This window comes from Acidimicrobiales bacterium (genome assembly GCA_022452035.1).
Classification (GTDB): Bacteria; Actinomycetota; Acidimicrobiia; order Acidimicrobiales; family MedAcidi-G1; genus UBA9410.
Map to the genome: position 1 here is coordinate 1 of JAKURV010000038.1, position 11,964 is coordinate 11,964.

The following is an 11,964-nucleotide window of genomic DNA, read 5'->3' on the forward strand; positions in this document are numbered from 1 at the left end:
GTCTGAGCTGTGTTCCAGTTGGCGTCGGTGAATGTGAGGTACAGCGGGCTGACCGTCAACTGCGTGGGGGCCGAGTTGGTTACCGAGAGAGTGACGCTCGTCGAGGGTTGGGTATCCAGGACCACGGTGAAGGTGTCGGTCGTCCCGGCTTCTGTGGCGGCCGCTGTGGTCTTGGAACCCGTCATGCCGGCCGACTGGGCGACTGCTGCCATGGGCCAGGCGATGAGCAGCGTCGAAAGTATCGCCAGAAGGGTGGTGGCTCGTTTGGTGGAGGTGTGCCGCGGCATCCTTGTTTTCGCCATCTCGGATTTGCTGGTCTTTCAGGAGGCAGGGGCTTTCACGGGCCTACGGAGATTAGGGCTTCTAAGGCCTAGAGCCCGATGACTGCTCAGGTTGTCTAACGGCCGCATTCAATGTTGGGAGGACCCACGCGATGACAGATGCGGCGGGCCCGCGCCCTTCTTGCCTGATATGCCTGCCGCTCTACTAGTTGGTGGAGGTTTCAGGGGCCTTTGCTCCGAGAGTCTGTAGGAGTTTCTCGGGCATGTCAGCGGGCCAGTGCTCGGAGTCGACGCCGAGCCTGAAGGTGAAGTAGGCGCCGAGGATCATTGCTGCCGCGTAACTGACAGACACGTTGTCCGGCAGGACTCCTTCGGCGACAGCCTGCTCGAGTGCTGGGCGGAGGAGCCCCATCTGGCGGTTGCTGGCCATGTCGTCGCGGATCAGGTCCCGGACCTCGTCGGCCTCTTCGGTGCCCATGATCGCCAGGGCCGGGATTGTGAAGGCGTGTTCCCAGGAGACCGAAGTATGCGTCTCGCGAGTGGCGTACAGGAGGTTCTCGTAGGGGTCGTCGCCGGGGAGGGTTCGCAGCCGTTCCGCCCGAAGGGTTGAGACATGTTCGAGGATGGCTCGCAGCACGTCGCGTTTGTCCCGGAAGCGGGTGTAGACGGCGCCGGGGCGGACGCCGGCTCGGACGGCGATCGATCCCAGGCTCATGGCGCCGTAGCCGACGGTGTGGAACTCCTCGGTTGCCGCCTCGATGATCTTGGCGTCGAGTTCCGGGTCTCGGGGGCGGGACACGGTCAGCCTCGGGACTGTGCGACGACGCGGAGGAACGGGTATTGGCTATTCCATCCGTCGGGGAAGCGGATCGCCCGGTTGGTAGGCGACTTTGCGGCATCTGGTGTCAGATCAACAAGTTCTAGTGCCATCTGAAGTCCTCCGTCCTCTGGGTGACACCCTAATACCCCAACGGATATAGACGCAAAGCAATATCGAAAAAGATAACCGAAAATAGTATTGACAAACATGATTACCGTTATATAATAACGGTATGAGTTATCGTAAACAACTTTCAGCTAAGCGATTTGGCCTCAGCCTGGTGGCCGCCGCCCTCCTCGTCAGCTCCTTCTCCCTCTGTGGAGCGCTTCGCTCACAGGATGCGACGACACCCGACCAGAGCGGCCACGAGTCACACGACCAGAGCGGCCACGAGTCACACGCCTGGACCAACAACCCAGCTGACCGGAACTGGCGAGTCGAGCTTCCGGTCCCCGTGCGCAACCTCCTTACCCTCACAGGAGCCGGCACCACCCGCCGCCCCGACCAGGTCGACAACGATCCAGCCGTCGGACTCTCCGTCGCAGGGAGCACGGCGATGTTCGCCGATGCGACCGGTTCGGCCCTGTGGCCCAACTGCACGCCGATCCGAGTCACGATCGACACCGTCGAATCATCGGCAGATAGCACAACTGCCGCTCTGGCCACTCGGGACGCCGTCACCGAACTTGGTGAACTCACCGGCCTGGAGTTCACCCCGATAACTGGCTCAACCCACACCGCCGGAGACGATCCGGCACCCCAGTCCAACACCATCCAGATCATCTGGGTCGATCGTGACACCGGCCTGCTCGAAGACCATGAGCTCGGTTCAGCCGAGGTCTGGCACCTGGAGGTCATAGACCGCCTCATCGTCTTCCAGGCTGTCGTCCTGCTCTCCGACGAGATCCTCACTAAGCACGATTCCGACACGAACTCAGGTGGAGACTTCATCCGGACCACCCTCATCCATGAACTTGGCCACGCAGTCGGTATTGGCCACAGTGCTGATGACGGCTCGGTCATGTACCCCAGGCTCAACAGCAAGGCTTCGGTGACCACCGCCGACCGGGCGGCGTTTGCCTACGCGGGCAGTCGGGGCTGCTGAGCAGCCAACCCCAGAACTCGACGTCGAGTTCTGGAAGCCCTTTCCGCCCGTCCACTGACCACTCCCGGATGACAAGGTTCTCGGTGTCGTCACCTTCCTGGAGGGTGTTTCGTAGGATCTCGCAGCCCCATCGGCTGGAACGGAGGATCACCGAGACGTGCCTGGGCCCCCAACATTCCTGGCCATCGCCGCACTCTTGGCCGCTGCCGCCTCCTGCAGTTCTGACACGCTCGAGTCAGTGGCCCGACCGGCCGCAACCACCTCGACGACTGTCGCTTCGACGACTGTCGCTTCGACGACTGTCGCTTCGACGACTGTCGCTTCGACGACTGTCGCTTCGACGACTGTTACGCCCGCCACCGAGATTCCTTCGACCACCCTTTTCGTATTGGAAGCTCCGCCCACTCCTATTGACCTCGAAGCCAACGAACTCCTCCGGGTTGTCCTGACCGGAGACTCCATTACCGACCAGGTAGCGCCGTACCTCGAATGGATTCTGAGTCGGACGGCCACCATCGAACATCGACACCTGTGGGGAACGGCGCTCTGCGATTGGTTTTCCGACAACCGAGGCGACCTCGGCTTGGAATACCTCGAGTCGTGGCAGCCACACCTCTATATCGTCGACCACGGTGGGAACGGCATCACGCCGTGCATGGCTGACGCCGCCGGCCTTCCGCTTACCGGTGAGGCATACACGGCGAAGTATCTGGCCGATACCGAGTATGTGGTGGAGTTGGCGTTGCGGACCGGGAGCCGCGTGCTCTTGGTAGACCAACCGGTCAGCCGTGGCGATTATCGATCGGGGACCGGTGAGATCTACCGGTCGATGCCCGTCAGACATCCGGGAGGGCTGGTCCGCTTCTTCTCCACCTGGCCGGCGCTCACCCCGGGAGGCCAGTTCGTCCAGTCGGCCCCCTGTGAGGTCACCGAGCCGGGATGCGTCGACGGTCGAGGGGAACTACGGGAGCCGCCACCCAATGTCCACTTGGAGGCGCTTGGCGCATGGCGTTACGCGGTGGCCATCGTGGATGAGTTGGTTGCTGCCGGATGGGTGGATGCCGAGTTGGTAGACGTCACTGACCGGGTGATGCCCTGAGACCTGTCGTCTAGGGCCCTGACGTCTGAGGAGTGACCTCCTATGGCCGTCATCGAGGGAAGGGTTTGACATCTCGGGCTCCTTGCCCGGGCGTGGGAGGCCCTATTGGAGGACAGAAGCCGGGCCACGCCGGCCCCTCAGTAGGCGACTCGGGGGATGTGCTCCTCCCAGGTTCGCTCGCAGACAACCTCAGTTCCCTCGTAGGCGGTGATGAGGCCATCGAGCCGGAATTGGGTGGCGTCACAGGTCACGACTAGCAGACTCTCGGTGCGTACCTGCCAGTCATCTCGAGCAAACGTGAAGTCAGCCCGATATTCGACACAGGCCGAGAGCGGGTCTCCTTCGACGATTCGGTATCGCTGGCTACTCGTGCTCGAATATCGGAGCCCAGTGGTCTCCAACTCGATCTCACCGGCGTCGGCCTTCACCTCAAGGAGGTGCTCCTGGCTCAAGGGGTCGCGGACTTTTTTGCGCGACCCGGAACCTTGACGCACCACACGATGGGGTAGGGGATCAGCAGCCTGGGGAGCTCCCAGATCTGGCGTTGGAGTTCCAGAACTCTTCGGGCCTAAAACCGGCAACTCGAGGCGACTGGCGGCCAAATCGATGCTCACGGTTGCCTCCTGGGCTAACGGCCAGGCCATGGGCCACATTTGTGTGGATAGGGCAAGACGCAAATGGTGGCCGGGGAGGATCCTCCAACCAAGGTCGTTCAGGCGGACCGTTACTTCCATGGCTTTTCCCGGATGGACCTCGGAGACACGGTCACGCCCATCTCGGAGCCTCAGGTTCAGAATCCCGTAACTCATGAGGGTGGAACTTCCGTCGGGGCTGATATCGCAGAGGCGGGCCGCCACGAGACCTTCCTCACGGTCACAAGTCACCGAGAGGTGGAGCAACGGGGTCCCTAGTAGTTCAAGCGGATGGTCGAGCACCGCCCCGTCGAAGCACGCCGACAGGGCGTCGTCAGGCCCCTGATCGTCGGGCAGTTCACAGATCCCGGCGACAGGCATGTACTCACCGCTTGTGAGACCCGTCCATACCGGCGAGAAGACCTCGACGTCGAAATCTTCGACGGAGGGGGCTTCATCGAGTCCATTAGGGCCGAGGTGCAGGGTCTTGGCGGAGATCTCCGGCGATGGCCAAGTGTTCACAGCGACCCATTTACCGGGTCGGGCGCTAGGTGCCGGGGTCGGGCTGTGGCTGTCCTGGAGGTAGGCGAGCAGAGCTGGTGCGTCCATCACGCCGTTGTCGTCGCCTCGAAGCCATCGATCCCACCAGGCCAACGCAAGGCCAAGGAAGTCGATTCCTGGCCCAGGGCCACCAAGATTTGGGTACACGTGACCCCACGCCCCCGAAACGCCGCGACATGGAGCGTTCACGTTGTCGAGTAGGCGCAGCACTGTGTTGGGCCAGCAGTCATTCCAACCGCTCACGGCAAGAACCGGCACCTGAATCCGGTCATATTGCTCGCACACCGATCCTTGAACCCAGGTCTCATCACGTAGTTGGTGCTGGAGCCACGATTTGAGAAACATCGGAGTCTGGTCAAGGCGATCGCGCCACATGGCTCGCCAAGCGTCCCCGACGACAGCCGGGTCCGGTGGACGAATGCAGTAGCCGAACATCACGCCACCCCAGCCAACGCCCTGCCCCGGGTAGCCCCCTACCAGGTAGCCGCCGTCGTCGTAATAGCGGTCGACGGACGCACCGACGGGGATGACTGCCTTCAGCGCCTCGGGCTGATGGGTAGCGGCCTGGAGGCTGGCGATCCCACCCCACGAGATCCCCATCATCCCAACAGCTCCGGAGCACCAGTCTTGGCCGGCAATCCACTCAATGACCTCGACGGCATCTGCCTGCTCGCGGGGAGAGTATTCATCAGTCATCAAGCCTTCGGAGTCGCCATGGCCACGCATGTCAGGTCGGACACACGCATAACCGCGGGCAGCGAACCAGGCGTGATTCGCGTGGTCGCGCAAGGCGACCCCGTCGCGTTTGCGATACGGGATGAACTCAAGGATCGCCGGGACCGGCTCGTGATCTGCCCGATCAGGGAGCCAGAGCTGGGCCGACAGGCGCACGCCGTCGGACATCGCAATCCAGACGTGTTCTATTACCCGATAGGGCAATGCACCACTACGGCTAGGCGACGATGGCTCCTCTTTCGGTATGGCCCGAAGTTAATCAGGTGGTTGCCGGCATCAAGGAGGTCAGGACGTTTCACCGGCTGGGGCCGGGTCATCACAGGGGTCGACGTCGTAGCGGCTGTCCGATCGCCAGGGACCATCCTCCCAACCTGGCACAAGGGCTAGTCCAGCGTCAGCGAGAATCGTGTTGGCCGCGATTTTGCCGGCCACCTCGGCACCCTCTCTACAGAGGTGGACGCCGTCGATCTTGCGTATCGGCCACTCGACGCCGAGGCGATCGACATGGCTGGTGTAGCCGCCGTCTGCGTCGGTGAAACCTGAAGTCAGATCGACCACAGACATCCGGTCGTCGGTTGTTGCTACGTCTATGAGCAGTCGATTCAACCGTTCAGGCCAACCGGGATTCGGAGATGGAAGCATCGTCAGCCAATAGACGTGTGCTCCATCGCCAGCCAGGACGTCGTTCGCCATGCGAACAAGAAAGGCAAACGACTCCTCCCAGTTGGGATCATCAGGTTCGGGGATTCGACCCTCACCTCCCCAGACGTCATAGACGTCCCAGGTCCCGGTCTGAACAACCACGGCTTCGGGCCGAACCTCGGCGAGAAACGGGGGCCAGATTTCCCACCAGAAGTAAACGGGCCACTGGCTCAGGCCGAACCCGACCTGGGTCCGGTTGGCAGAAATCACCAGACCAGTGTGTTCAAGTGCTGCAGTGAGGCCTGGTTCGACCTCAAAGGTGACGCTGTCGCCGACCACCATCACACGTAAGGGCTCCTCAAGAGTTGGCGAGCGAAGAAGTCGGGGCGCCGAGGACACGGCCGTAGACGCGCTAACGCTCGTCGTCGGGATGGGTACCGAGGTCGTCGATGGTGAAGGGGCAACCGTTGACGGTGACAGAACCCGGACAGGCACCGTGGTTGGTACAGCGGTGGCAGGCGTCATCGCCATGTTGGCCACCCGTTCCGACAACGCATCGAGTTGGTCTCGCAACTCCCAAACTTCAATCTGCAGCCCTTCAGTCTCTGCAGGATCGCCACAACTCAGACCGCCCATCACAAACAAAACGGCGACAAGACTTAAAAGGAGCCTCCGCCCATTGGCGGCCCGGTCATGGGGCATCAAGGCAGCGCCAGACTCACTGCTTTGACACCGCCATTGGGTATCTGTGCCCATCTAGAGCACGCGACTCCTGACCGGCATCAAGCCCTAGCGGTCGAGTTGGTGCGTGAGGAACCTGCGAGCGCACAATCCGACGGTACTAAGGCAAGCAACCGCGATGGCGCTGCTTCATCGTGGAATCCGGGCACGGCAACTCTGAACGAGTTCATCGCCGCAAGATGGATGGACACCGAATCGGTGGAAGTGACCGACCGGGTAATGCCTTGAGACTCGTCGCCTGGACAGCGTGGGGCCGTTGGAAGGAAGAAGTCGGGCTGTACGGGGAGCCACTACCATTCGGGCGCTGATCGACGGTCGGCCTCGATCGGCGGGCCCGGGGAGATCCATGCGGATTGCGGTGGTGCGCGAACAGGGGATCGGCGAACGCCGTGTTGCCCTGACGCCCGAAGCCGCGGAGACGCTGGTGGCCGACGGGCATTCCGTGGTCGTGGAATCGGGCGCCGGTGTAGCAGCCGGCATGGATGACGAGGCCTACCGGTCGGCCGGTGCCTCGGTCACCTCCGAACCATCGGCGCTCCTGGCCGACGGAACCGTGGTGGTGTCGGTCAACGGCCCCGGGGACGACCTTCTGTCCGGGATCGGCCCGTCGCACGTTGTTGTCGGCCTTTTCGACCCCGTCTGGCGGCCTGAGGTCGCCGCTGGTTTCGCCCCGACCGGAGCCTCCATGATTTCGCTGGACCTCGTGCCGAGGAGCACCCGGGCCCAGGCCGTGGACGTCCTGTCGTCGATGGCCACCGTGATCGGCTTCCAGGCCGTCCTACTGGCCGCCGAGCGACTTCCCAAGATGTTGCCGCTCCTCATCACGGCGGCTGGCACAGTGAAGCCTGCCCGGGTCCTGGTGCTGGGAGCAGGGGTGGCCGGCCTCCAGGCCGTGGCCACGGCCCGTCGCCTCGGCGCGGTAGTGGAAGGGTTCGACATCCGAGAGGAGGCCCTAGAGCAGATCCGGTCCCTGGGCGCCCGCTCCGTCGACCCGCCGCCGACGTCCGACGGGACGATCCCCGCACCGGAGGCCATCCACGAAGCGCTGGCGCCCGTCGTGGCCGAAGCCGACGTGGTCATCGCCTCGGCCCAGATCCCCGGCCGCCGGAGCCCGCTGCTGGTCACCGCCGCCATGGTGGCCGGAATGCGACCTGGCTCCCTCCTAGTGGACCTGGCCGTCCAGCGGGGCGGGAATTGCGACCTCAGCGTGGCCGACCAAGAGATCGACCACGGAGGCGTGACCGTCCTGGCTCCTACCGATCTGGCCTCCGGGTCGGCCGTGACAGCCTCACGGATGTTCGCCACCAACGTCGTCAACCTGATCCACATGCTGGACCGAGACGGCAAACCGTTCGTCGATCCGGATGATGACGTACTGGTCGGCATGCACGTCACCGCGGGCGGTGAGGTCGTCCACCCGATGGTCCGGGCCGCGCTCGACGAACGAGGGGCTGAATCGTGACCCTGCTGATTGCCCTCACCTTGTTCGTGCTGGCCGTGTTCCTCGGGCTGGAGCTGATCAACAAAGTCCCGGCGACGCTGCACACGCCGCTCATGTCGGGATCCAACGCGGTGTCCGGCATCACCCTCATTGGGGCCATGGTCTCGGCCGGGATCGATCATTCCACGTTGACTACGACGCTCGGATTTGTGGCTGTGGTCCTGGCCACCATCAACGTGGTCGGTGGGTTCCTGGTAACCGGCCGGATGCTCGCCATGTTCACCTCGAAACGGGGAAAGCGGTCGTGAGCGCCGCCAACGTCACGTCGATCGCCTACCTGGCCGCCGCCGTCCTTTTCATCCTCGGCCTCAAGGGCCTTGGTCGGCCCCGCACGGCCCCCCGGGGAAACCTGCTCGGGGCATCGGGAATGCTGGTCGCCGTCCTGGCCACCCTGCTCGACCGATCGATCGTGGACTTCCGCGTGCTGGTGGCGGGCCTGGTTGTCGGTTCGGTCGTCGGTGCCGTTCTGGCCGTCCGGGTGCAGATGACCGGTATGCCACAACTGGTCGCCCTGTTCAACGGGTTCGGTGGCGGGGCCTCCGTGCTGGTGGCCGGAGCGTCGTTCCTGGAGGTAGTTGACGGGGGCCGGGTGGACGACCAGTTGGCTGTGGCTGCCGCGCTTACGGCACTCATCGGCATCGTGACACTGACCGGTTCGCTGGTCGCCTTCGCCAAACTCCAGGAGGTCCTGTCGCTGCGCGGCTTCCGTGGCCTGGGCTTGTTTCGGGCGGCCCTGGGCCTGGTCTCGGTGGGCGCCGGGGGGATGGTGGTGGTCCGCCCGGAGGACCTCGGCTGGTTCTGGCTCCTCGTCGGTGCGGGCGCACTGCTCGGGGTGCTGGGCACGGTCGCCATCGGTGGTGCTGACATGCCGGTGGTGATTGCTCTGCTCAACTCGTGTTCGGGCCTGGCCGCTTCTGCAGCGGGGTTTGTGCTCGACAATCCACTACTCATCATCGCCGGCTCACTGGTCGGGGCCAGCGGCCTGATCCTCACCCAGATCATGTGTACCTCCATGAACCGGTCCCTCTTCGACGTGGTGTTCGGCTCGATGGGGTCGGGCGGCACGGTGGTCGACGTGGACGAGGTCTACGGCGACCGGGTCACGTCGACCTCGGCCGAGGAGGTAGCGATGCTGCTCGAGGTGGCCGAGCGGGTGGCCATCGTTCCCGGCTACGGCATGGCTGTCGCCCAGGCCCAGCATGCCGTGCGCGACCTGATGCGAACGCTGAACGAGGCGGGGACCGAGGTGGTCTTCGGCATTCACCCGGTGGCCGGACGGATGCCGGGACACATGAACGTGCTGCTGGCTGAGGCTGAGATCGACTACGAGTGCTTGCTCGACATGGACCAGATCAACCCGACGTTCCCCCAGACCGACGTAACGATCGTGATCGGGGCCAACGACGTGGTGAACCCGTTGGCCCGGACCGACCCCGGGTCGCCGATCGCCGGGATGCCGATCCTGGAGGTTGACGCCTCGCGGACCGTGGTAGTCATCAAGAGGTCCCTGAGCCCCGGGTTCGCCGGAATCCCCAACCCGCTGTTCGCTGCCGACGGCACCCTGATGCTGTTCGGAGATGGGAAGACGGCAGTGCTGGACGTAGTAGCCGCCCTGCTCAACGCCTGAGGTCGGCTGCTCGGGATCCGGTTGCGGATAACACCGGTGAGACGGGGCTGGGAGACTGGTTCTATGCGGGCAGGGGTTCTCATGGCGTTGGCCCTCTTGACTGTGACCGGTTGCGGCGATGGAAAGCCGATTGAGTCAGTTGCGACAATGCCGTCGACCACCGCCTCGACGACCGCTGTTCCGACGACCTCATCGCCTCTGGCTACGACCGCTGTTCCGACGACCTCATCGCCTCTGGCTACGACCGCTGCTCCCACGACCACAACCACCACGTCGACCACCTCGGCACCCCCGGTATCCACGCCCACGCCGGAACCTGGACCTTCTAGCTACCCGCTGGTCTGCCGGCCGTGGAGCGGGGTCGAGAACCGCCCGGAGTTGACCGAACTGGAGCGGATCGCCCTCCACGACCTCTGGTGGACGTCGGGCTGGGACCTCGGTCTCGGGTGGGAGATCTCCGAGGCCCAGCCGTACCGGGGTTTATCGACGAACTTCGTCGACGTGGACAACGACCCCGACCTGGCCGTAGCCATCGAGCGGCGCGACGAACTGCGGCGCCTCAACCCGCACCTGAACGTGCTGGTGTCACTCTTCTACCGGGAGGGAGAGTACGTAACCAACGAGGAGGACCACCGCTGGTGGGAGCTCGGCCACTTCCCGCCTGACTCACCGTTCTGGATCCGCGACGAGGCGGGGATGCCGGTGCCCGGGTTCGGCGAGGACGCCGACGGGGACGGCGTGATCGAGGCTGGGGAGGCGCTCTCCTCGCTGGTCGACTTCCGGATGCCCGAGGTGATCGAGCTGGTCGCCCAGCGGGCCCTGGCCGTGCAGCGCACCGGGGTAGTCGACGGCATCATGCTGGACTGGTGGAACGAGCACGGCCTGACCGCCACCTCGTACCTGGACTGGTCGACCTTCTACATGACCGCCGAGGAGGAGTTGGAGTCACGGCTGGCGCTGATCCGTCGGATCCGCGAGCTGGTGGGCGACGACTTCCTGATCCTGGTCAACACCAACGAACGAACCGCGCCGCTGTCAGCGCCATACGCCAACGGGACGTTCATGGAGCTCTACAAGCCCGACTGGTCGGCTGGATACACGCGTGAAGCCATCATCGGCATCGAGGAGACCCTGACCTGGGCCACCGAGGCGTTCCGCGAACCACGGATCAACTGTCTCGAGGGGTGGCGTGTCGTCACTGACTACGGCAATGCGGCCGCACAGGTTGACGAGAGGAACTCCGAGGAGAACTTCCGGTGGATGCGCCTGTTCACGACGATGGCCCTCACCCACTCCGACGAGATGGTCGTCTTCGGTGACGACAACGCCGAACCCACCGTCGACCACCTACACAACTGGTACGACTTCTGGGATGCCGATCTGGGCCAGCCGGTCGGGCCGAAGGGGACAACCCACCAGGGAGTCGACGGACTGTTCATCCGCGAGTTCACGAACGGCTACGCCGTCTACAACCGGTCAGGTGTCGACCACGAGATCCACCTCCTGGATCCGCACATGTCTGTGTCCTCGGGCCAGGTGGGTTCCACACACCTGGTAGGGGACATGGACGGAGAGATTCTCCTGCGCTGAGTCAGCCGGCCCAGTTCGGGGGGCGCTTCTCCAGGAAGGCTCGCATGCCCTCCTTCGCCTCATCGCCCCGGAATAGTTCGGCCGACAGCCTGGCCGTCCAGTCGAATGCCTCGTCTACCGACATGCCGGGGACCCGGACCAGCAGCTGCTTGGTGGTAGCCAGGGCCTCCGGCCCCCCGGCCAGTAGGTCGGCAACAAACCCGTCGACGGTGGCGTCCAACTCGGCGGCTGGCACGGCCCGGTTGATGAGTCCCAGGCGGGCGGCGTCAGTGCCGGTCATCCGATTACCCAGCAACATCGCCTCAGCAGCGTCGGCCGGCCGCATCTTCGGGAGGCAGAGGACCGAGATCATGGCCGGGGCCACACCCCGCCGGACCTCAGTGAATCCGAACTTGGCCTCCTCGTCGGCCACTGCCAGATCCATGGCGGCGGCCAGGCCCATACCACCGGCTACGCAGTGCCCGGCGATGCGCCCGACGTAAACCTTCGGGGAGCGTCGGAACCGTTGGAACAGGTCGGCGGCGTCCACCCGGGCCGCCGGCTTCCCGTCCGAGGACCGTTCAGAAAGGTCGGCTCCGGCACAGAACACGCTTCCCCGGTTAGTGAGCACCACGACGCGCACCGTCGGGG

General features: G+C 64.2%; 11 protein-coding genes. 6 read left to right on the forward strand and 5 right to left on the reverse strand.

All coding sequences use genetic code 11. The annotated features are described in order from the left end of the window. Together MK181_10155 and MK181_10160 are read right to left on the reverse strand one after the other, a co-directional pair. A partial coding sequence (locus tag MK181_10155) for a hypothetical protein (GenBank protein MCH2420160.1) occupies window positions 1–287 on the reverse strand: 287 nt, incomplete at its 3' end. A gap of 199 nt (window positions 288–486) precedes the next feature. Further along, complete coding sequence (locus MK181_10160; protein MCH2420161.1) at window positions 487–1,080, reverse strand: TetR/AcrR family transcriptional regulator; 594 nt, start codon at window positions 1,078–1,080, stop codon at window positions 487–489. 253 nt (window positions 1,081–1,333) lie between these two features. Here MK181_10160 and MK181_10165 point away from each other — a divergent pair, with 253 nt between their 5' ends. Continuing rightward, on the forward strand, window positions 1,334–2,206 hold the full coding sequence (locus tag MK181_10165; protein MCH2420162.1) for a matrixin family metalloprotease: 873 nt from the start codon (window positions 1,334–1,336) through the stop codon (window positions 2,204–2,206). Window positions 2,207–2,363: 157 nt separating this feature from the next. Next, entirely contained in the window at window positions 2,364–3,305 is a 942-nt protein-coding gene (locus MK181_10170; GenBank protein MCH2420163.1) for a hypothetical protein, read from the forward strand. A gap of 137 nt (window positions 3,306–3,442) precedes the next feature. Here the strand turns inward: MK181_10170 and MK181_10175 are convergent, their stop codons facing one another. Continuing rightward, complete coding sequence (locus MK181_10175) at window positions 3,443–5,401, reverse strand: CocE/NonD family hydrolase (GenBank protein MCH2420164.1); 1,959 nt, start codon at window positions 5,399–5,401, stop codon at window positions 3,443–3,445. A 117-nt stretch (window positions 5,402–5,518) separates the two neighbouring features. Continuing rightward, window positions 5,519–6,217 carry a hypothetical protein gene (locus MK181_10180; GenBank protein ID MCH2420165.1) on the reverse strand — a complete coding sequence of 233 codons (699 nt, stop codon included), beginning with the start codon at window positions 6,215–6,217 and terminating at the stop codon, window positions 5,519–5,521. 745 nt (window positions 6,218–6,962) lie between these two features. On the opposite strand from MK181_10180, the gene MK181_10185 reads away from it, so the two are divergent. The 4 genes from MK181_10185 to MK181_10200 all read left to right on the forward strand — a co-directional run bounded on the left by MK181_10185 (window position 6,963) and on the right by MK181_10200 (window position 11,334). Next, window positions 6,963–8,078 (forward strand): NAD(P) transhydrogenase subunit alpha, encoded by a 1,116-nt coding sequence (locus tag MK181_10185; GenBank protein MCH2420166.1) that lies wholly within the window; start codon window positions 6,963–6,965, stop codon window positions 8,076–8,078. Continuing rightward, a complete protein-coding gene (locus MK181_10190; protein MCH2420167.1) occupies window positions 8,075–8,365 on the forward strand; it encodes an NAD(P) transhydrogenase subunit alpha in 291 nt (96 codons plus the stop codon). Before MK181_10185 ends, MK181_10190 begins: the two co-directional genes overlap by 4 nt. Continuing rightward, the gene (locus MK181_10195; GenBank protein ID MCH2420168.1) at window positions 8,362–9,744 is read left to right on the forward strand and encodes an NAD(P)(+) transhydrogenase (Re/Si-specific) subunit beta; all 1,383 of its coding nucleotides are present in this window, start codon (window positions 8,362–8,364) and stop codon (window positions 9,742–9,744) included. Before MK181_10190 ends, MK181_10195 begins: the two co-directional genes overlap by 4 nt. Before the next feature lie 378 nt (window positions 9,745–10,122). Next, window positions 10,123–11,334, forward strand: a complete 1,212-nt coding sequence (locus MK181_10200; GenBank protein MCH2420169.1) for a hypothetical protein — start codon at window positions 10,123–10,125, stop codon at window positions 11,332–11,334. Window position 11,335: 1 nt separating this feature from the next. On the opposite strand, the gene MK181_10205 is transcribed toward MK181_10200, so the two are convergent. After that, window positions 11,336–11,964: enoyl-CoA hydratase-related protein (locus MK181_10205; GenBank protein MCH2420170.1), on the reverse strand; the 629-nt coding region annotated here is incomplete at its 5' end.

Excerpts from the sequence above, each read along its gene's own strand:
- MK181_10180 (MCH2420165.1), bottom strand. The coding sequence starts at position 6,217 with ATGGTGGTCGGCGACAGCGTCACCTTTGAGGTCGAACCAGGCCTCACT.
- MK181_10175 (MCH2420164.1), bottom strand. The coding sequence starts at position 5,401 with ATGTCCGACGGCGTGCGCCTGTCGGCCCAGCTCTGGCTCCCTGATCGG.
- MK181_10165 (MCH2420162.1), top strand. The coding sequence starts at position 1,334 with ATGAGTTATCGTAAACAACTTTCAGCTAAGCGATTTGGCCTCAGCCTG.
- MK181_10185 (MCH2420166.1), top strand. The coding sequence starts at position 6,963 with ATGCGGATTGCGGTGGTGCGCGAACAGGGGATCGGCGAACGCCGTGTT.